This is a genomic window from Kitasatospora sp. NPDC032757 (assembly GCF_055579305.1).
The window spans coordinates 97,293-118,209 of sequence record NZ_JBVINN010000020.1; the positions used below are offsets into that span (position 1 = coordinate 97,293).

Genomic DNA, 20,917 nt, shown 5'->3' on the forward strand with positions numbered 1-20,917 from the left:
TTAGAACTCGCTGGCCATGGCCGTGATGGTGCACCGCAGTTTGCGATGGCGGAGCGCGGCACCTTGCGAGTGCCATAACCGAACGGCCCAGGGGCGGGAAAGGCACAGGTCAGACGGGCCTTCCTGGCCGCTCGCAAACCACCGTGCGCGCTGTGACGCTAGAACTTGATCGTTTGCCAAATAGCCTTGACTGGTTGTTCGAGTGCCCCGTGCTCAGCGCCGCCGTACCACTGCGCAGTGCGGCCGTGAAATCTCGCGTCGGATCGCACCCTGCCGCTCGGGCCTTGTAGGGCATCGGGATAATGATCTTGGATGCTGGCTGATGCGGGGCAAGGGGGCGGGGTGCGGATCAACGTTCTGGGGCCGCTTCAGGTCGTGCGGGGTGGGGATGGGGCGGCCTTCGAGGTCGGCGGGGCTCGGCTTCGGCTGCTGCTGGTCCGGTTGGCTCTCGACCCTGGGCGCGTGGTCACCCGTGAACGTCTGGTGGACGACCTGTGGGCGGACACGCCGCCGGAGGAGCCAGCCGGTGCCCTGCAGTCCCTGGTTTCCCGGCTCCGCCGGGCGCTGGGGGGCGACCGGACGGCGGTCGGTTCGCACCCCGCCGGGTATCTGCTGGATCTGCCCCGGGCGAGCGTGGACGCCTGGGACTTCGAACAGCGGGTGGCCGCGGGGCGGGCGGCGCTGACGGCGGGCCGGTCCACCGAGGCGGTAGCGCTGCTGGACGGGGCACTGGAACTCTGGCGCGGGGCACCGTTCACGGACGCCGCGAGCGCCGGGTTCACCTCCGGGCCGGCGGCCCGGCTGACGGAACTGCGGCTGGCGGCGGTCGAGGACCGGGCGGACGCCCTGCTCGCCCTCGGCGGCACCGAAGCGCTGCCCCGGCTGGTCGCCGAGCTCACCGGACTCTGTGTCACCCACCCACTGCGCGAACGAGCCGCCGTCAGGCTGATGCGCGCGCTCCACGCTAACGGGCAGCAGGCGGCGGCGCTGGAGGTGTTCGAACGTACCCGGCGGGCGCTGGCCGAGGAACTGGGTGCGGACCCGTCGGCCGAACTGCGGGACGCCCACCTGCGAGTCCTGTCGGGCGCGAAGTCGCCGGTGCCCAGGCCGGCCCCCGCTCCCGCCGGCAATCCGGCCGGGCGGGCGGCACTGCCCCTCTGGCTCACCGCTCTGGTCGGCCGCGCTGAGGCGCTGGTAGCGGTTCAAGAGCGCCTGCACCGTTCCCGTCTGGTGACGCTGACCGGGCCGGGCGGTGTCGGAAAGACCCGGCTGGCGATTGCGGCCGCGAGGGCCGCCCCGCCTGCGACGGACGTACGGCTGGCCGAACTCGCGGGCGTCGACGGGCCGGACGCGGTGACCCGGGCCGTGCTGAGCGCCGTGTGCCGTCCGGGGGAGGCCGGCGTGCTGGCCGGCGGCCTGCCTGCCGGCGATCAGGCCGGGGATCCCGTCGACCGGATAGTCCGGGCCCTGGAGGGCCGTGAGGTCCTGCTCGTCCTGGACAACTGCGAGCATCTGATCGAGGATGCGGCCCGGTTGACCCAGGGCCTGCTGGCCGCCGCGCCCCGGCTCACCGTGCTGGCAACCAGCCGTGAACCGCTCGGAATCACCGGCGAGGCGCTCTGGCCCGTGACACCGCTCGCTGTGCCGGAACCCGGCTCCACCGCCCAGGAAGCGCTCGCGCACCCGGCCGTCGCCCTCTTCACGGAACGGGCTGTCGCAGCCTGCCCTGGCTTCACGCTGGACCACGACACCGTCGAGCCGGTCGTCCGGATCTGCCGCGAGCTGGACGGCCTGCCGCTGGCCCTCGAACTGGCGGCGGCCCGGCTGCGGGCCCTGAGCCCCGGACAGGTCGCGGCGCGACTGCACGACCGGCTCCGGCTGCTGGACCGCGGCTCACGCACCGCTCCCGACCGGCACCGCACGCTGCGCGCCGTCATCAACTGGAGCTGGGAGCTGCTCGACGAGGACGAGCGCATCCTGCTGCGACGGCTCTCCGTGTTCGCCGGCGGAGCGACCCTCCCCGACACCCACCTGGTCTGCGCCGACAACTGGCCGAGCGGGCCGGCGCCCGACCCGACGGCCATGGAGGACCTGCTGGCCTCACTGGTCGACAAGTCCCTGGTGGTGGCCGCCGGCCGGGAGACCGGCACGGTGCGCTACCAGCTGCTGGACACGGTTCGCGCCTACGCTGCCGAACGGCTTGTCGAGGCCGGCGAGGACGGTCGAACCGGCGCCACCCACCTGCGCTGTTTCGTCGAGCTCGCTGAGAACGCCGAGCCCCGGCTGCGGACGGACGGCCAGATCGGCTGGCTGGCCCGGCTGGACGCGGAGCAGGGCAACCTGAACGCGGCACTGGGCCGCCCGGTCGCCGTCGGTCCGCCGGAGCACGCGCTGCGGCTGGCGGCCGCCCGGGCCTGGCCCTGGTTGATGCGCGGTCAGGGCCGTGAGGCCGGTGAGCGGACGGTGGCCGTTCTCGCTGCCCACGGCTGCACCCCGCCGCCCGGTCTGGAGCAGGCACACGCCCTGTGCGTGATCCTGGCCCATCTCACCGCCCCGCTCCTGGAGAGCGGCGAGGCCCCGATCCCGCCGGAGGCGATGGGCACGGCGCTGGTCACGGCACAGCAGGCCGACCACCCGGTCGCCCTGGCCGCCGCGCTGCTGCTCGCCATGGCGGGGCCGGCGGAAGCAGTGGGCGCGACGGCTCAGCGGTACGCCGAGCACCCCGATCGGTGGATGCGGGCCGCAGCCCGCTTGGTGCTCGGCCGGATCGAGTTGGGAGCGGGCCGGATCGGGCACGCCGAGCACTGCCTGCGGACCGCGGTGGACGGCTTCCGCGCCCTGGGCGACCGCTGGGGGCTGGCCATGGCGCTGGTCACGCTCGCCGCGCTGCTGTCCGTCACCGGCGCGGCCGACGAGGCCCTCGCGGCGCTGACGGAGGCCGGTGAACGGGACGCCGAGATGGGCGGTCCCGGGGAGGCACCGTTGGCACTGTTGCTGTCGGGCCGGCTGCGGGCGCGCTGCGGCGAACCGGCCGCGGCCCGGGCCGACCTGGAGCGCGCGCTGGCCGGAGCCGAACGTGCCCGGGACCTGCACCTGCAGGCCGCCGCCCGCTACGCGCTCGGCGAACTCGCCCGGCGCGAGAGGGACTTGGAGGCGGCGATGCACGGCCAGCATGAAGTGTTGCGGCGCCTGGAGCAGCTGCCGGCGACCGGCCCCGGCGCCCCCGCGCGACTGCACCTGCTCGCCCTGCTGCACACCAGCCTGGCCCGCACCCAGCAGCGGCGCGGCGCCCCGGACGCGGCCGGGCCGCTGCACCGCCGGGCCCTGGAACTGGCCGCCGGGAGCGGCGACCAGCCGGTGCGGGCGGACGTGCTGGAGGGGTTCGCCGAGTACTGCCTCGACCTCGGGGAGGCGGCACGCGGTGCGGCGGCACTGGGCGCCGCGTACGGCCTGCGCGGGGCCCACGACGCGGGCGATCCGGAGCTGCGGGCCGTCCTCGACGGCTGCGCGCAGGGCCTCGGGGAGGCCGGCTTCCGGGCCGCCTGGGAGCGCGGCCGGGCGCTGTCGCGACCGGAGTCGCTGGCCCTGGAGGCGGGCTGACCGACCCCCAGGAGCACATCGGCCGCGCCCCGGGGTGGGTGGCGCGGCCGGGCTGATCGTGCGATCAGCCGCTGAACGGCGGCTTGGTGGGGGCGCAGACCGTACCGGGGGCGGGCAGGACGCCGTCGGTCAGGTAGCGGGTCTCGTGCTCGGCGGCGCAGTCGCTGGGGTTGGCCAGCACGGTGTGGCCGTAGCCGTCGACGGTCAGCAGCCGCGCGCGGGCGAGCGAGCGGGCCATCGCGCGGGAGCCTTCATACGGCATGGCCGGGTCGCCGGTGTTGGCGACGACGAGGATCGGCGCGGAGGTGCGGCGGTCCCACGGGCCGTCGTAGCGGTCGCGGTCGCGGGCGGGCCAGTCGGCGCAGCGCTCGTCGGCCCAGGCGAAGTACGGGCCGGTCTCGCCGGAGCGGGTTCGGGCGTGCTCGGCCAAGGCGGGCCAGTCGGCGGCGGCGGGCGGGTTGGCGCTGTCCGAGCAGACCACCGCGAGCGCCTGGTCCGGAGACTGGCGCAGGACGGGCGGCAGCGGTGCGGTCTGCGTGGCGGACGCATCGGTGGCGGTCCAGAGCCCCTGGAGCGTGGCGCCGAGCCCGGTCCAGCCGATGGGCAGCTTCGCGACGGGATTGGTGGCGTACAGCGCGATGATCGTCGCCTCCACGGCCGAGCCGGCGGTGAAGGTCCCCCCATTGAACGCGACCGGCCGGGTGCGCAGCCGCTGCAGCAGCTCGCCGTACCTGGCCCGGGTCGCGGCGGCCGTTCCGGCGGAGAAGGCGCAGGTCTGGGGGCCGGCCTGGCCGCACTGGTCGAGGAAGGCGTCCAGGACGCGGGCGGTGGCCACGTCGCTGCCGTTGCGCAGCAGGGCGCCCGTGGTGGCGGCCTGGTCTCCGCGGCCGGTCGACCAGGCGACCGGGTCCGGGGCACTGTCGAGGACCATCGCGCGGACCCGGCCGGGAAACAGGTTGGCGTAGGTGGCGCCGAGGTAGCTGCCGTACGAGGTGGCCAGGTAGCTGAGCTGCCGGTCGCCGACCGCCCGGTGGAGCAGGTCCATGTCCCGGGCCACGTTCGCGGTGGAGATGTGCGCCAGCAGATCGGGGTTGCGGGCCGCGCACTGCCGGGCCAGGCGCTGGTAGGCGTCGGCCCAGGCGTGCTGCTGGTCCGCGCCCTCGGGGTAGCCGGCGGCCGTGCCCGTCAGCAGGGCCTGCTCGTCCGCCGGGTCGTCGAAGCACCGGACGGGAGCGCTGCCACCGGTGCCGCGCGGGTCGAAGCTGACGATGTCGAAGCGCCGGCGCACCTCTTCGGGGAACTGCCCGAGCATCATGGGCAGGGCCGTGGTGCCGGCCGCGGCCGGGCCGCCGGGGTTGTAGAACAGTGAGCCGATCCGGTGGGCCCGGTCCTGCGCCGGGTGCCGGATGACGGCGAGGTCTATCCCGGCGCCGTGCGGGTCGTGGTGATCCAGCGGGACGCGGGCCGTCGCGCACTCGAAGCCGTCCGCGCACGCCGCCCAGGCGAGTCGCGGCACCGGGACGGTGTCCGGCGCAGCCACCGCAGTTGCCGGGCACACCGCGGCCAGCAGCGCGGTCGCGGCGGCACTGGCGACGAGCCGCCAGGAGCCTGCCTCCCGTCGGTTTGTGGTGCGGAAGGCCCTGGGCCGGCGCCGTCCTGCGACCGGGCCAGTGGGAGGGGAGGTACGAGTCACGCGAGAGCCCTTTCGTCAACGGGCCGGGCGGTCATCCGCGCTCCTCGGTCGCGGTGTACCGCCCGACATGTCAGACGGTTCCGCACCTCGGTGGCAGACCGCTGTCATCCCGCTGGCAGGGGGTCAGGCAGCCGTCCGGCAACAGGACAGTGGGCACTTGCAATTGCGAGAGGGCACACTGAGGGTACGAAGCCCCTGGCGTGGTGCCCATGCTGTGCCATCGCCTTGCCTTCCGGGCCAGTGGCATCGTCTTGCAGGTCCGCGGTCTCGGCGGTGAGCGCGGGTTGCGCCGGGCAGTGGCCGTGGTGGTCCAGGCGGAGACCGCAGAGCTCGCGCCGGTGGCGGCCCGGGTTGTTGCGGCACTGGGCGGGATGCAGCCCGCTGCTGGCCGCGGCGGGGACCAGCTGGCGGGGGCCGTCGGGGAAGCCGCCGTGGATCGGCTGCCGGCAGCCCGGACAGGTCTCGCGCAGGAAGACCTGGTGCCGCGGACAGGCGAAGACGACCGGCAGATGCCAGAGAAGACTCCAGGCGCCGCCGTGCCAGCGCTGGATCTGGGACTGGAGCGCCCGCGAGCGACAGCTAGCGCTCGAGGAGGGGACGGAGGGTCAGCCGCTCGACCTGGTCCTCGCTGAGCTTGGCGACGCGCGCCAACCTCGCCAACGGGAGCGGTGGTACCGCGCGGGCTGGAGCGGCCCGGCCGCCGTCGCCTGGGCCGCCGCGAGCGCGGTCGGACTCTGCGCCGTCGACACGCCCGTCCACCGGGGCCCGCTGCTGCCGCTGACCGGCGGCATCGACCTCAGCTTCGTCCTCTCGGGCGCGCTCGCGGCGGCTCTCTACGTGCTGCTGTCGCGGTCCTCCCGAGGCCGCGCGGGCCGGCCGGCGGCCCCGGTGACGGGCGCCGGGGCCGCGGCGGCACCGGGGTCCCCCGCTCCGGCTGCTCCCGCCCCGGCTCCCGCCTCCGCTCCCGCCCCGGCCTCGCTCGACCGCTGAGCGCAGCGGCGCCGGCCGCCCCGCCCCGGCGCCGCTCCCGCCGGAGGGCTACCGGCCGGCCCGTGCGGCCAGACTGCCCGGGTAGAGGTACTCCTGCGGCGGGACGGTCGTCCCGTGGACCCACGCGTCGAAGAAGCCCTTGAGGTCCTTGCCCGACACCTTCGCCGCCAGCGCCTCGAACTGCGGGAACGAGGCGTTGCCGTACGCGTGGTCCCGGGTCCAGCGCCGGAGGGTGCTGAAGAACGCGTCGTCCCCGACGGTACGCCGCAGGGCGTGGAGCATCAGGGAGCCCTTGAAGTACAGGCCGGCGTCGAGTTCCTTCCCCTGTCCCGGGTCGTAGAGCCTCGTCGACCAGTAGGCCGGGTTGTCCTTGTTGGCGGCGACCACGCGGGCGTAGAAGCCGGCGTCGAGGTCGGCGCCCTTGTGCTCCTCCCACAGCTGGTTGGCGTACTGGGCGAAGCACTCGGCGATGCAGCCGTCGCGCCAGTCGGTGAACGAGACGCTGTCGCCGAACCACTGGTGGGCGTTCTCGTGGACCACGTCGGCGTCGTAGAGGCCGCCGGCGTACGTGGGCCGGCTCTGCGTCTCCAGGGCCAGCGCGCGGTTGGCGGGCGGGGCGGGCCAGCCGACGACGACGGCGCCCGCCGAGGAGAACGGGTACGGGCCGAACTTCGAGGCGAGGAAGGCCAGGATGTCCTGTTGCTCGGCCTCCGCCGCCGCGTCGACCGGGACGCCGGGGCTGTACGCCGTGATGACCGGTGTGCCGTCGGGCAGCGCCGCCCGGTGGACGGTGAACCTGTCGATGGCGACCGTGCTGACGTACGTTGCCATCGGCCGGTCCTCGTTCCAGCGGAAGGTCGTCCTGCCGTTCTCGGCGGTGGTCGGCCCGGGCAGTCCGTTGCCGACGGCGGTCCAGCCGTCGGGGACGGTCGCGGTGAGCGAGAAGGTGGCCTTGTCGGACGGGTGGTCGTTGGACGGGTACCAGGACGTCGCGGAGTGCGGTTCGCCGGCCGCGTGCGCGCCGCCGCCCGCCAGGGGGTGCCAGCCCTCGGCGTCGGGTGCGCCGGCGTACTGCACCCGGACGGCGAACGTGCTGCCCCGGGCGACCCGGCGGGCCGGTTCGACGACCAGCTTGTGTGCGCCGGAGCGCGAGAACGACCGTGCCGGGGCGCCGTTCACGGTGACCGAGGCGACCTGGAAGCCCTTGAGGTCCAGCTCGAAGCGGTCCAGTGCCCGGACGGCCCGGGCGGTGACGGTGGTGTCGCCGTCCAGGTGGCCGGTGCGTGCCGGGTCGTAGGCGATCCGGACGTCGTAATGTGCCACGTCGTAGCCGGAGTTGCCGTCGTCGGGGAAGTACGGGTCGCCGATGCCGGTCGCGCCCGCGGCGGGGACGGCGGTCAGGACGACGCCGAGGGCGGCGGTGGTTGCCAGCACGGCGGTGGTCCGGCGGCGGGGGCTCGGTGGTGTGCGCATCTCTGCCTCCTGGGTGCGGGTGGTCAGGGCCGGGCAGCGGCGGGAGCGGCGGCCGCGGGGGCGGTGGCGGCGAGCTGCCAGACCACGCCGATCAGGGCGTTGGTGCTGGTGGTCTCCGTCGCGGGATCGACATTGGCGAGGGTGTCGCACGCGTTGTGGATGCAGTCCGAGATGCCGGTGCTGAAGCCCGAGGACGGTATTCCGGCGTTCCCGAACGACTCGTGGTCCGAACCGCCCACCCCGATGTCGAAGGTGGCGAGGCCCCGGGCGGCGAACCAGGCCTCGAACGCCTGCCGGGCCGCGGTCTCACCGTGCTTGTCGTCGTGCACCACGAGCCACTGCCGGGTGTTCTTGCTGCCCGCCTGGTCGAGGTTGAGATACACGTCGATCGCCTTCCGGTCACCGGGGGAGAGGCTCCGGACGTAGTCCGCCGAACCGACCAGCCCCACCTCCTCCGCCCCCCACCAGGCGAAACGCAGGTGCCGCGCGGGCTTCAGACGGGCCTCGGCCACCTGCAGGGCGGCGGTCAGGACCGCTGCCGCGCCGGAGCCGTTGTCGTTGATCCCCGGGCCCGCGGCGACGCTGTCCAGGTGGGCGCCGGAGAGCAGCACGTGGTTCGGGTCGCCGCCCGGCCAGTCGGCGATCAGGTTGTAGCCGGTCGCACCGCCGTGCGAGAAGCTGCGGAGCTCCGTGTGGAAGCCGGCCCGGTTCAGCGCGTGCCGCATGTAGGCCACCGACTCCGTGTACCCCCGGGTGCCGTGCGCGCGGTTGCCGCCGTTGCGGTCGGCGATCCGCTGCAGGGCCTGCAGATGCGGCATCACGTCCTTCTCCGTGACGGTCGGCGTGACGGGGGACCGTACGTCGACGGCGCTCTGCCCGTCGACGGAGGTCTGCGCGCCGACGGGGGCCTGCACGGTGACGGGCGTCTGCGGGCTCTGGACGGCCGCCGCCGTCGTGGCGGCGGCGGGCAGCGCGGAGAGCAGCAGGGCCACCCCGAGGACACGGGTGGTGAGGGACAGCAGGCGAGGGGACGGCATCACACGGGGACCTTCCGCTGAGGACCCGGGGCACCGGCCCCGGCGGACTCCGTCACACTGGCCCGTCGATGTCAGGAAGTTGTCGGGAGGCCGTCGTGAAGTGGTGGGGGTCCGATCCGGATCCCGTCCGCGAGCGCCCGGGCCCGGCCGCCGGGCTGAGCGGCTCCCCGGTGCGACTTACGATCATCCTCATGTGCGCACATGTCGTGGTCGCCGAGGACGATCCCAAGCAGGCCGACCTCATCCGCCTGTACCTGGAACGCGAGGGGCACCGGGTCGTCGTCGTCCACGACGGCCGCGCCGCGCTGGAACAGGCCCGCCGCGGCCCGGCGGACCTGCTGGTCCTCGACGTGATGATGCCCGTCATGGACGGGCTCGACGTCTGCCGGGCCCTCCGCACCGAGTCCGCCCTGCCGGTGCTCATGCTGACCGCCCGCTCCACCGAGGAGGACCTCCTGCTCGGGCTCGACCTCGGCGCCGACGACTACCTCACCAAGCCCTACAGCCCCCGCGAACTCGTCGCCCGGGTCCGCGCCCTGCTGCGCCGCGGCTCCCCGCCCCTGCCGCAGGAACAACCCCCCGCGCCCCCGGCCGCGTTGACCGTCGGGCCGCTCACGGTCGATCCGCTGCGCCACGAGGTCACCGCGGACGGACGGCCCGTCAGCTGCACGCCGGCCGAGTTCCGGCTGCTGGAGGTGCTGGCCGCCCAGCCGGGCCGTGTCTTCACCCGCGCCCAGCTGCTGGAGCACCTGCACGGCATCGACCGCTACATCACCACCCGCACCGTCGACACCCATGTGATGAACCTGCGTCGCAAGATCGAACCGCAACCCAGCCGCCCCGCCAGCCTCCTGACGGTGTACGGCATCGGCTACAAGCTCGCGGAGGGGCCACGCGGTGCGTCGTGATGCCCCGCTCCGCCGCAGCCTCCTGGTCCGGCTGCTCGCCCTCTCCGCCCTGGTCTCCCTCTGCTCCATCGCCGCGACGGCCTGGCTGGCCGCCCGCACCACCACGGGCGCGATCAAGCAGGAGCAGACCCAGGCCATCGCGGACCACACCCGGATCTACCACGAGCTGCTCGGCTACGCAGCGACCCACCCGGACTGGAGCGGCGCGGAGGAGACCGTACGGCGGCTCGCGGCCGCCACCGGACAGCGGATCGTGCTGGCCACGCCGCAGTTCGAGCCGGTCATCGACTCCGGAGCCGCCCCGGGCCCGTCGCCGGCACAAGCCACTCCGACCACTCCGACCACTCCCGCCACTTCTGCCAAGGCAGCCGCTGAAGCCACAGCCGGCGCAGCCACCGCCGCCGCCACCGCCGACCGGACGGCCCTGTCCCGGACGCCCACCAGCATCGTCGACCCGCTCTCCGTCGACCTCGCCATGCTGCCCGGAGCCCCCAGCGACCGCATCGACGCCCGCGCCGTGGGCCCGTTCCGGCTGACCCCCGCCGAGCGCACGACACTCGAGGACGCCCTGCTGAAGCAGGCCGACTGTCTGCGGTCGGTGCTCGGCATCGAGGCCACCGTCACCGACGACCTCGCCGGACGACCGCACCTGCGGGTCGCCGACGACCGCGCCCTCGGCGTGCGCTGCTCGTCCCCCGTGGTGCTGGACGCCCCGACCCGCACCGAGACCGCCGCACTCGCCGACCTCACCGCGCTGGTCAACGCCTGCCTGGAACGCCGGCAGGTCCGACCCGTCACCCTCTCCCGGGGGCTGGACTGGACCCCGTCCCGCGACCCGCAGCAGGACCAGGTGGTCGCCGCCTGCCTCACCAACTCCCGCCGCCAGCAACTCGTCCAGTACGTGGCGCCGCCCATGCTGCTGTTCGTCGGGGCACCCGGCGCGGGGGACGCGGCCCCCGCCCTGCCCGCCACCCACCGCGGCCGCGTCACCGAGGTCGCCGCCCTGGTGCTGGTCGTCACCGTGGCGATCACCGCGGCGGTCGGCCGGCGCCTCTCCCGGCCACTGCACGCGCTCACCCACGCCGCCCGGCGGATGGCCGACGGGGACCTCACGGCGCGGGTGGACGTGACGGGCCGGAACGAGATCGCCGGACTCGCCGCCGCCTTCAACGCGATGGCCGAGCGGCGCGGCCAACTGGAGGAGCTGCGCAAGGCGATGGTGGGTGACATCGCGCACGAGTTGCGCGCCCCGCTCAGCAACATCCGCGGCTGGCTGGAGGCCGTCGAGGACGGCGTCGCCACCGCCGACCGGGCCCTGACGGGGTCACTGCTCGAAGAGGCCCTGCTGCTCCAGCACCTCATCGACGACCTGCGGGACCTCGCCGCCGCCGACGCCGGCGAACTGGCCCTGCACCGCGAACCCGTGGACGCCGACGACCTGCTGGCCCAGGTCGCCACCGCGCACGGCGCCCGGGCACAGGCGGCCGGCGTGGCCCTGACCGTCGAGGCGGCCGGGGCGGGCGCCGCCCCCGAGGTCTTCGCCGACCCGGTGCGCCTGCGCCAGGCCGTCGGCAACCTGGTCGCCAACGCCGTCCGGCACACCCCGGCGGGCGGCGCCGTCACCCTGCGGACCCGCACCGAGGCGGACGCCCTGCTCATCGAGGTCGCCGACACCGGCAGCGGCATCGCCGCGGCGGATCTGCCCCTGGTCTTCGAGCGCTTCTGGCGAGCCGAGAAGTCCCGCAACCGGCAGACCGGCGGCAGCGGCCTCGGCCTCGCCATCGTCCGCAAGCTCGCCGAGCTCCACGGCGGCACCGCCGGCGTGGTCAGCACTCCGGGCGCGGGGTCGGTGTTCTCCGTGCGTCTCCCCCTCGCCCCTCCCGACCCGGGCGACCCGGGCGACCCGGGCGGCCCGGGCCACTGAGCGGCGCCGGCCGGGAGCCGGACCGCACCGGCCGCCCGACTCCGGAGGGGCGGGCGGCCGGAACGCGGCGCCGTACGGTGCGGGTGGGGCGTCAGTTCTTGTCGTACATGCCGAACAGGTCGACGATCAGGTCGGTCGGCTGCCAGCCCCGGTTCCACACGTCGACCATCGAGGTGGTGCCGGTGCTCGCCTGGACGAGGTTCGCGACGGTGGCGTCCTTCGTCCAGTTCAGGACGGAGGAGTCCGGCGGGGTCGGCCGGACCGCCGTACCGTGCATGTAGTCGTTGATCGTGTTCGGGTCCGGGGCGACCGAGAGGTGTCCGCTGCCCTGCGGGTTGGTGACGGTCGTGTTCAGGACGACTGCTTCGAGCGCCATGCCGGACGCCCCGATGAGCATGTTGCGGTAGTCCTGGCCGGCGAGCGGCCAGGGGTACGGCGTCCGCGAGTCGCTGAGACGCTGGGGCTCGACCGGCAGGTAGGCGGCCTTGCCGTCGGCGCTGTAGTAGCCGGTGACGTCCACGATCACGTCGGCCGGGTCCCCGGCGTTGTTGCGGACGTTGATCCTGCCGTCCGGTCCGACCGGCACGATCACCGCGTTGGCGACCGTCTGTCCGGCGGTGAAGTTCACGCTCGACGTGGACGGCGCCTGCTGACCGCTCGGGAAGACCGTCAGGTTCCCGGCGCCCTGCGGGTCGGTCACCGTGACGTTGAGGGCCACGGCCGTGACGCCCTGGGCCGGCAGCCCGCCCTGGCCGGCGATCTGGACGCCGAAGGTGGTCTGGGCGGCGGCCTGGCCCTTGGCCGAGCCCAGCCCCTCCCGGGTGTCGACCAGCCGGGACGGCTTGACGGAGGTGTAGCCGTCGGCGGCGGAGCGGGTGAAGTAGCCCGTCACGTCGGCGATCAGGTCCACCGGGCCCGCGCTGCGGTTGGCCAGCTCGACGTACCCGTCCTCGCCGACCGGCACGATCGCCAGGTTCGGCACCGTCTGTCCCGCCGCGAAGTTGACGTTCGAGGTGGCCGGCTGCGCCTTGCCGGAGGCGTACGCGATGACGTGCCCGGCCGCGGAGGTGTTGGTGGCGGTGATGTTCAGGGCCACGGCGGTCACCCCGGCCGGGATGCCGGCGTTGCCGGCGATCTTCACCCGGGTCGTGGTGAGCGGGGCGACGGGGCCGCCGGCCGAGGTGCCGGTGCCGTCGCGGGTGTCCAGCAGCCGGGTGGGCGCGTGCGGGGTGAACTCGGAGCCGTCCACCGTGATGTCCTTGGTGGTGACGGAGGTCGTCTTGGTGAGCAGGTCGGTCGCCGTGACCGTGATCTTGTGGGCGCCGGCCTTGGCGTACCTGTGCTTGAAGTGCGCGAAGTCGCTGGCGGGGCCGAGGTCCTGGTCGGTGGTGCCGTCACCCCAGTCGACGTCGTACTGGACGCTTCGACCGGCCGGCTCCAGGTCGGTGTTGACGGTGGTCGCCAGGATGAGGCTGTGCGCGTAGGTGTTGTAGGTGCCCACGCCGACGTCGAAGTGCGAGCTCTGTGCGCGTGCCGACAAGCCCGGTCCGTCCGGCGCGCTCGGGGCATCGGCGGTATTGGCCCTGGCGCCCCGCGCCGTGGCGTCCTTCGCGGCGGCGCTCTCGGCCGCCTTCCGCCCGGCCGCCTCCTGCGTCTCGGCGTCCTGGGCGGAGCCGGCCCAAGGGACCGGGGTGGTGGCGGTCGCTGCCCCGCCGGGGTTGACGGACGGACCCGCGGCCTGCGCCGTGGCGGGTACGAAGCCGACGGCTGCCGCGACGACGGCGGCGGAGATCATGATGCGGTGACGGTGCACCGGCCCCCCAATGCTGAACGTGTTCACAAAATTAGTGATCAGACTATATGCCTGGTAGTTCAGTCCGATGGGGCATTTCCGCTCCCTGCGGTGTCCCTGCGAGCGGCGTGTCCCTGGGGGGCGCGACCGGCGATCCGCCGGCCGGGTCCCGGTGGACACGGCCGGCGGATCGCCCGGGCCGGCAACGCCGCCCGCGCGGTGCGCAGCGGGGTCAGGCGGAGGCCACGGCCGGGCGGCGGGACAGGGCGTCGGAGGCCTTGGCCGTGGCGTAGAGCGAGACGGCCAGCGCGAGGACGAGGACGGCGCCGGCGGCGAAGACGCTGCCGGAGGAGACGGCCTTGGCACTGCCGGACTCGGTACGGGCCGAGCCGGCGATGAACGGCATGACCACGAGGACGGCGACGCCGAGGGCGACCTCGCCCCAGACGACCTTCGGGAAGTGCCGCAGGGTCAGGTGGAGGAGGGAGGAGGAGTCGTCGGCGAGGCGGGCCCGGGTGATGCGGGGCATCAGCCAGAACTGGTTGAAGGCGCCCGCGGCGACGAGGCCGGCGACCAGGAGGATCTTGACGAGCAGGGCGATGCCGTAACCGGTGGTCCACAGCTGGGAGATCGCACCGACGTGCTTCCAGCTGAGCCAGAGGCCCGAGATGGTCACGGCGCCGACGCAGACCATGGCCACGAGGCTGAACCGGCGCCACATGTCGGCCCAGAGAAGGCCGGCGCCGTCGCCGAGGCGGCCCCGGGTGCCGGCGAGCGCGACCAGGAGGGCGAGGCCGCCGAGCCAGACGACGCCGGAGACGATGTGGGTCTGGTCGAAGGCGAGGTCGAGCCACCTGTCCAGGTCGGCGGGCTTGGTGGCGGGCACGGCGGCGATCAGGGTGACGGCCAGGGAGAGCGGCAGCGCGGTGAGGGCGATGGTGTCCGTGTGGCGGCGGACGGCCGGGACGAACAGGGCGATGAGGGTGGCGGCCGTCACGGCCAGGACGGCGTTCTGGACGAGGTAGACGGTGCCCTGGGCGATCCAGGCGCCCTTGGCGGCCGGGGCGTGGAGGTAGTCCCAGATCCGGTCCGGGGCGAGCGCGTCGCCGAACGGCATGCCCTTGCCGGCGCGGGCGAGACGGGCGGCGAGCTGGAAGTAGCCGGCGGCCAGCAGCACCACCCCTGCCCAGGCGAGGTAGGTCGCCGATCTTCTTCGCAGGACCTCGGCGTCCTGGCCGCCGGTTTCCGGGGCGCGCAGCGCGGGGCGCACGGTGGTCGCGTACGTGACGGTGGCGCCGATGGCTCCGCTGAGGCCGATGAAGTAGCCGGCCTTGGTGAGGATCCGCCAGAGCTGGGGCATGGTGTATCCGGCCGTGGTCGCGGCCGACAGGACGTGATGCATGAGGTGAGGCTAGCCTAAATAAGGGCGCCCTTATTCACCTGGGTGGCACCGCTTGTTCAATCGTCATCATCTTGTGAGCTGCCGGCCGGTCGGCCCCTGCCCCGGCGCACCTCGCGCCGTTCCGCCTGGTGAGACGGCCGCCGGTGGGGCGGCCGGGGTTCCCGCTCGCGGACGGCGGTCCCGGGCCCGGCGCCGAGCGGGTCCGGCCGCCCTCGGTGCCGACGGCAGCAGGCCCGTGATCCGGCCGGCGCCGGCCGGCGGCGTCCCGGAATGTGGATGAGTCGAGTGAATCCGTGTCCGCCGCCCGCCGGATTCCCTATAGGCTGGCCGGGCAGCTGGTTCGCCCTGCCCGCCAGGCAGGCGCGTCGCAAGAGGGAACCCGGTGGGAATCCGGGACTGCCCCGCAGCGGTGAGTGGGAACGAACGCCGTCATACGCACTGGGCCCGGCCGGGTCTGGGAAGCGACGGCCAGTAGGTGTCCGCCCTTCACGGGCGGCCGTGCCCGCGAGTCCGAAGACCTGCCCGTTGCCCGCACGCGACCGATCGCGCGCGGCCATCCCGGTGACCTCGTGGGCGGGTCGGCGTACATACCAGGCGGGTTCGGCGCCGTTCGTGCGCTCGTGGCCCCGCCCGGTTCGTCACCCCTTCGCGCCTTCGTCCCGTCACCGGGGACCACAGGAGACAGGCTCGCGAAGGAGAGTCCCTTGACAGCGAAGTCCGCAGCCGCGGCAACCCGGGCCACCGTCCACGGCTACCCCCGGCAGGGCCGGAACCGGGAGCTCAAGAAGGCGATCGAGGGGTACTGGAAGGGTGCGGTCACGGCCGACGCCCTCCTGACCACCGCCGCCGACCTGCGCCGGGAGAACTGGCAGCAGCTCGCCGAGGCCGGCATCCGGGAAGTCCCCACCGGCGACTTCTCGCTCTACGACCACGTGCTGGACGCCACCGTCGCCGTCGGAGCGATCCCCGCCCGCCACCGCGCGGCGGTCGACGCCGACGCGCTGGACGGCTACTTCGCCATGGCGCGCGGCACCCAGGACGTCGCGCCGCTGGAGATGACCAAGTGGTTCGACACCAACTACCACTACCTGGTGCCCGAACTCGGCCCCGACACCGTCTTCACCGCGAACCCGGCCAAGCAGGTGGCCGAGCTGCGCGAGGCCGTCGCGCTCGGCCACGACGCCCGCCCGGTGCTGGTCGGCCCGGTCACCTACCTGCTGCTCGCCAAGCCGGCGCCCGGGGTGGCGGAGGACTTCCGGCCGCTCACCCTGCTCGACCGGCTGCTGCCCGTCTACGCCGCGCTCCTCGCCGACCTGCGCGCCGCCGGCGCCGCGTGGGTGCAGCTGGACGAACCCGCGCTCGTCCAGGACCGGACCCCGGCCGAGCTGAACGCCGCCGCCCGCGCCTACCGCGACCTCGGCGCCCTCACCGACCGGCCCAAGCTGCTCGTCGCGAGCTACTTCGACCGCCTCGGCGAGGCCCTGCCCGTGATCGCCAAGGCGCCGGTCGACGGCCTCGCACTGGACTTCACCGGTCCGGCCGCGGCCAACCTCGACGACCTCGCCGCCGTCGGCGGACTGCCCGGCAAGCGCCTGGTCGCCGGTGTGGTCGACGGGCGCAACGTCTGGATCAATGACCTGCAGAAGTCGCTGACCACCCTGGCGACCCTGCTCGGCCTGGCCGGCACCGTCGACGTCGCGCCGTCCTGCTCCCTGCTGCACGTCCCGCTGGACGCCGCCGCCGAACACGACCTGGACCCGCAGATCGCCCGCTGGCTCGCCTTCGCCCGCCAGAAGGCCGGCGAGACCGCGCTGCTCGCCCGCGGCCTGCGCGAGGGCACCGACGCGATCACCGCCGACCTCGCCGCCAACCGCGCCGACCTCGCCTCCCGTGCCGGCTCGCCGATCACCCGCGACCCGGCCGTCCGCGCCCGCACCGCCGCCGTCACCGAGGCCGACGGCCGCCGGGCCCAGGCCTACCCCGAGCGCGCCGAGGCCCAGCGCGCCCGGCTCGGCCTGCCGCTGCTGCCGACCACCACCATCGGCTCCTTCCCGCAGACGGCCGAACTGCGCCTCGCCCGGGCCGACCTGACGGCGGGACGGATCGACGCGGCCGCGTACCGGGAGCGCATCGAGGCCGAGGTGCGCGAGGTGATCGCGTTCCAGGAGAAGGCCGGGCTGGACGTCCTCGTCCACGGCGAGCCCGAACGCAACGACATGGTCCAGTACTTCGCCGAGCAGCTCACCGGCTACCTGGCCACCCGGCACGGCTGGGTGCAGTCCTACGGCACCCGGTACGTGCGCCCGCCGGTCCTCGCCGGGGACATCTCGCGCCCGCACCCGATGACCGTCGACTGGTTCCGCTACGCCCAGGACCTGACGGACCGTCCGGTCAAGGGCATGCTGACCGGCCCGGTCACCATGCTCGCCTGGTCCTTCGTCCGCGACGACCAGCCGCTCGCCGAGACCGCCTTCCAGGTCGCCCTCGCCCTGCGCGACGAGGTCACCGACCTGGAGGCCGCCGGCGCGGCCGTCGTCCAGGTCGACGAGCCGGCCCTGCGCGAGACCCTGCCGCTGCGGGCCGCCGACCGCCCGGCCTACCTGGACTGGGCCACCGTCGCCTTCCGGCTCGCCACCTCCGGGGTGCGCGCCGACACCCAGATCCACACCCACATGTGCTACGCCGAGTTCGGTGACATCCTGCGCGCCATCGACGAGTTGGACGCCGACGTGATCTCGCTGGAGGCGGCCCGCTCGCACATGCAGGTCGCCGGTGAGCTGGCGGGCGCCGGCTACCCGCGCGAGGTCGGCCCGGGTGTGTGGGACATCCACTCGCCGCGGGTGCCGAGCACGGACGAGGCCGTCTCCCTGCTGTGGGCCGGGCTCGCTGCGATCCCGGCCGAGCGGCTCTGGGTCAACCCCGACTGCGGCCTGAAGACCCGCGGCTGGGCCGAGACCCGCGCCTCGCTGGAGAGCCTGGTGGGCGCCGCCCGCCGCCTGCGGGGCGAGCTGGCCGGCTGACGCTCCGCGCGGGGCCGGGGGTGGGACAGGGCCGGGCGCCCTGTCCCACCAGGCGGTCGGCCGGCGGCCGGTCCGCACGGGGCCGCCGACCGGACGGCCTCAGCCTGATTCGGGCAGTCCGAGATTCTGGTGGATCTCCGTCGTGACCGCGGAGAAGTCCGTGGTCGTGAAAGGCAGTCAGGGGACAGGGGGAGGCCGGGTGACCGGCTGCGTGATGTCGGTCGCACCGGTGACCCGGCCCGGGCCGGGGGATGCCGTGATGTGACCCGCGATCCCTTGACCCGGTCTTCCGCGCCTCGCCATGATGGGCCGTCATGTTCTGACTCCGCCGCTGGGGGAAGTCCGGTCGAATTCCGGCGCTGACCCGCAACGGTAGGCCGCCGACGGCTGTCGGCGGCGAGCCCGAGTACCCGTCGGCGGAGGTGTGTCCACTCCTCCCGTCGTGGTCTGCGGGCCGGAGCTCCGAGGGCTGCCCGGCGCTGTGCCGACGCTCTCCGGGCCCCTGCGTCCAGGCCCGGAAAGGCCCCCATGCCCGCGCTCCGCCGCACCCTCGGTCTGCTCGCGATACCCGCGCTCGCCCTCGCCACCGCGCTCCCGGCGGCCACCGCCGCGCACGCCGCACCCGCCGCCCCGGCGTCGTCCCCGACGATCCGGCCGGACGCCGCCGCGGCCGGCTGGCTGGCCCGCCAGCTCGTCGACGGGGACCACTTCGAGTCGGCGTTCAACGGGACGGCCTACCCCGACCAGGGGCTGACGATCGACGCCGTGCTCGCCTTCGCCGCCTCCCGCAGCTCCGACGAGGCGGCCGCGAAGGCCACCGCCTGGCTGGCGAAGCCCGAGATCCTGGCCGGCTACCTCGGCGACGGCACCACCGAGGCCTACGCGGGCGCGACCGCCAAGCTGCTGCTGGCCGCCGAGGTCCGCGGCGAGAACCCGACCGCCTTCGGCGGCGTCGACCTGCCGGCCCGGCTCCGCTCGCTCCAGAGCCCGAGCGGCCGCTTCTCCGACCGCTCGCAGTGGGGGGACTACAGCAACGCCTTCGGCCAGTCGCTCGCCGTGATCGCCCTCAAGCGCACGCCCGGCGGCGCCCCGGCCGGCGCCGTCGACTTCCTCGCCGGCAGCCAGTGCGCGGACGGCGGCTTCCCGGTCGCCTTCGGCCAGGCCACCTGCACCAGCGACGCCGACGCCACCGCGCTGGCCGTCCAGGCCCTGGCCGCGACCGGCCGCACCGCCAAGGCGAACGCGGGGCTCGGCTGGCTGACGGCCCACCAGAACACCGACGGCGGCTTCGCGGCCGCCGGGGCGACCGTCTCCAACGCCAACACCACCGGCCTCGCCACGCAGGCGCTGCTCTCCGGCGGCCGCTTCGGCGCCGGCCTCAAGGGCTGGAGCAGCCTGGTCAAGCTCCAGCAGGGCTGCTCGGCCGAGGCGGCCGTGCGTGGCGCCGTCGCCTACGACGCGAGCGGCTTCAACGCCGGCAACGGTGCCCGGGCCACCGCCCAGGCCGTCCTGGGGCTCGGCGGCGCTCCGCTGGCCGCCCTCTCCGCCACGGGTGCGCGGCCCGACGCGCCCGCCCTGGCCTGCCCGGCACCGGCCGCCCGCTGAACGCCCGACCCCTGACCACACGAGGAGCACTCCGATGACCGACACCCTCACCCCGGCCCGCCCGGCCCGCCGCACCCTCGGCTCGATCGCCGCCGCCGCGGCCCTGACCGCCGGCCTGCTCGGTGCCTCCGCCGTCCAGGCCCCGCAGGCACAGGCCGCCGCCTGCACCGGCACCACCGGCGTCACCGTGGTGGTCGACTTCACCGCGGTCGGCGGCGGCATCCAGACCGGCTGCGCCCTCGGCGACCCGGCCAGCGGCCTGGCCGCGCTGACCGGCGCCGGCTTCTCCTACGCCTTCCACCCGCGCTTCCCCGGCTTCGTCTGCACCATCAACGCCCTGCCGACGACCTGCACCAACCCGACCGGCAGCGCCTACTGGTCGTACTGGCACGCGCAGCACGGCGGCGCCTGGTCGTACAGCAACCTGGGCGCGGGCAGCTACAACCCGGCCCCGGGCGATGTCGAGGGCTGGGCCTTCGGCGCGGGCTCGCAGCCGGGCATCACCGCCCCCTGACAGCCGTCCGTACACCGGTGCCCCGGTCCTCCGCGACGGAGACCGGGGCACCGGTGTGCTCGGGTGGGCTCAGGCGGCCCGGTGGGGATGGAAGCCGCGGCCGGTCTTGCGGCCGAGCAGCCCGGCCTCGACCATCCGGGAGAGCAGCGGCGGCGGCGCGTACAGCGGCTCCTTGTACTCGTCGTACAGCGACTGGGCGATGGCCTGGACGGTGTCCAGGCCGATCAGGTCGGCGAGTTGCAGCGGGCCCATGGGGTGGGCGCAGCCGTGGACCATGCCGGCGTCGATGTCCTGGACGGTGGCGTGCCCGGCCTCGGCCATCCGGATCGCGGACAGCAGGTAGGGCACCAGCAGGGCGTTGACGACGAAGCCGGCCCGGTCGCGCGAGCGGATGACGTGCTTGCCGAGGACGTCGACGGCGAAGGTCTCCACCCGGTCGAGGACGGTGGGGTCGGTGTGCAGGGACGACACCAGCTCGACCAGCGGCATGACCGGCGCGGGGTTGAAGAAGTGCAGGCCAAGGACGTGGGAGGCGCGGGTGGTGGCGATGCCGAGCCGGGTCACGGGGATGGCGGAGGTGTTGGTGGCGAGGACGGCCTGCTCGTCGGCGAGGACCTTGTCCAGGGTGGTGAGCACGTCCGTCTTGACGCGCTCGTCCTCCACGACGGCCTCGACGACGAGCTGACGGTCGGCCAGCGCCTCCGGGTCGTCGGCGAAGAGCAGGTGCGCCCAGGCGTCCTCGTGCTGTTCACGGGTGAGCCGGCCACGGTCGACCGCGCGGTGCAGGGAGCGGTCGATCCGGGCCCGGGCTGCGCGCAGCGCCTCCCGTCCGTGCTCGCAGACCACGGTGTCCAGTCCGGCGCGGGCGAAGACCTCGGCGATGCCGGAGCCCATCTGCCCGGCGCCTACCACGGCGACGCGGCGGATCTCGGTCATGGCGTGTCTCCTTGCTGGGCGGC

The 20,917-nt window shown here is 74.5% G+C and carries 13 protein-coding genes and 2 riboswitches; of the genes, 7 read left to right on the plus strand and 6 right to left on the minus strand.

The features are described from left to right. The first annotated feature begins 312 nt into the window (after nucleotides 1-312). On the plus strand, nucleotides 313-3,600 hold the full coding sequence (locus ACZ5WK_RS22305; RefSeq protein ID WP_465549273.1) for an AfsR/SARP family transcriptional regulator: 3,288 nt from the start codon (nucleotides 313-315) through the stop codon (nucleotides 3,598-3,600). A 64-nt stretch (nucleotides 3,601-3,664) separates the two neighbouring features. Here ACZ5WK_RS22305 and ACZ5WK_RS22310 read toward each other — a convergent pair whose 3' ends face one another. After that, nucleotides 3,665-5,116: an alpha/beta hydrolase gene (locus ACZ5WK_RS22310; protein ID WP_465549275.1), complete on the minus strand. Its 1,452-nt coding sequence runs from the start codon at nucleotides 5,114-5,116 to the stop codon at nucleotides 3,665-3,667. Nucleotides 5,117-5,644: 528 nt separating this feature from the next. Between ACZ5WK_RS22310 and ACZ5WK_RS22315 the strand changes: the two genes are divergently transcribed. Next, nucleotides 5,645-6,283 (plus strand): hypothetical protein, encoded by a 639-nt coding sequence (locus tag ACZ5WK_RS22315; protein ID WP_465549277.1) that lies wholly within the window; start codon nucleotides 5,645-5,647, stop codon nucleotides 6,281-6,283. Between the two features lie 48 nt (nucleotides 6,284-6,331). Here ACZ5WK_RS22315 and ACZ5WK_RS22320 read toward each other — a convergent pair whose 3' ends face one another. Beyond that, nucleotides 6,332-7,756, minus strand: coding sequence for a M1 family metallopeptidase (locus ACZ5WK_RS22320; RefSeq protein ID WP_465549279.1), 1,425 nt, complete (start codon nucleotides 7,754-7,756; stop codon nucleotides 6,332-6,334). 23 nt (nucleotides 7,757-7,779) lie between these two features. Further along, a complete protein-coding gene (locus ACZ5WK_RS22325) occupies nucleotides 7,780-8,793 on the minus strand; it encodes a M20/M25/M40 family metallo-hydrolase (protein WP_465549281.1) in 1,014 nt (337 codons plus the stop codon). Between the two features lie 191 nt (nucleotides 8,794-8,984). Here ACZ5WK_RS22325 and ACZ5WK_RS22330 point away from each other — a divergent pair, with 191 nt between their 5' ends. Next, nucleotides 8,985-9,701, plus strand: a complete 717-nt coding sequence (locus ACZ5WK_RS22330; protein WP_465549283.1) for a response regulator transcription factor — start codon at nucleotides 8,985-8,987, stop codon at nucleotides 9,699-9,701. Then, the gene (locus ACZ5WK_RS22335) at nucleotides 9,691-11,625 is read left to right on the plus strand and encodes a sensor histidine kinase (protein WP_465549285.1); all 1,935 of its coding nucleotides are present in this window, start codon (nucleotides 9,691-9,693) and stop codon (nucleotides 11,623-11,625) included. The genes ACZ5WK_RS22330 and ACZ5WK_RS22335 overlap by 11 nt, the downstream gene beginning before the upstream one ends. 91 nt (nucleotides 11,626-11,716) lie before the next feature. Here the strand turns inward: ACZ5WK_RS22335 and ACZ5WK_RS22340 are convergent, their stop codons facing one another. Both ACZ5WK_RS22340 and ACZ5WK_RS22345 read right to left on the minus strand, forming a co-directional pair. After that, complete coding sequence (locus tag ACZ5WK_RS22340) at nucleotides 11,717-13,438, minus strand: PKD domain-containing protein (RefSeq protein WP_465549287.1); 1,722 nt, start codon at nucleotides 13,436-13,438, stop codon at nucleotides 11,717-11,719. A gap of 211 nt (nucleotides 13,439-13,649) precedes the next feature. After that, the gene (locus ACZ5WK_RS22345; RefSeq protein ID WP_465549290.1) at nucleotides 13,650-14,819 is read right to left on the minus strand and encodes a CopD family protein; all 1,170 of its coding nucleotides are present in this window, start codon (nucleotides 14,817-14,819) and stop codon (nucleotides 13,650-13,652) included. A 319-nt stretch (nucleotides 14,820-15,138) separates the two neighbouring features. Then, a riboswitch (cobalamin riboswitch) is annotated at nucleotides 15,139-15,359 on the plus strand. A gap of 164 nt (nucleotides 15,360-15,523) precedes the next feature. Between ACZ5WK_RS22345 and metE the strand changes: the two genes are divergently transcribed. From metE to ACZ5WK_RS22360, 3 genes are all read left to right on the plus strand, one after another. Further along, nucleotides 15,524-17,839, plus strand: a complete 2,316-nt coding sequence (metE, locus tag ACZ5WK_RS22350) for a 5-methyltetrahydropteroyltriglutamate--homocysteine S-methyltransferase (protein WP_465549292.1) — start codon at nucleotides 15,524-15,526, stop codon at nucleotides 17,837-17,839. A 312-nt stretch (nucleotides 17,840-18,151) separates the two neighbouring features. Further along, nucleotides 18,152-18,271, plus strand: a riboswitch (cobalamin riboswitch). 96 nt (nucleotides 18,272-18,367) lie between these two features. Next, nucleotides 18,368-19,444, plus strand: a complete 1,077-nt coding sequence (locus tag ACZ5WK_RS22355; protein ID WP_465549294.1) for a peptidase — start codon at nucleotides 18,368-18,370, stop codon at nucleotides 19,442-19,444. Nucleotides 19,445-19,478: 34 nt separating this feature from the next. Further along, on the plus strand, nucleotides 19,479-19,958 hold the full coding sequence (locus tag ACZ5WK_RS22360) for a flagellar hook-length control protein FliK (protein ID WP_465549296.1): 480 nt from the start codon (nucleotides 19,479-19,481) through the stop codon (nucleotides 19,956-19,958). A gap of 69 nt (nucleotides 19,959-20,027) precedes the next feature. Here ACZ5WK_RS22360 and ACZ5WK_RS22365 read toward each other — a convergent pair whose 3' ends face one another. Beyond that, a complete protein-coding gene (locus ACZ5WK_RS22365; protein WP_465549298.1) occupies nucleotides 20,028-20,894 on the minus strand; it encodes a 3-hydroxybutyryl-CoA dehydrogenase in 867 nt (288 codons plus the stop codon). Nucleotides 20,895-20,917 lie beyond the last annotated feature (23 nt).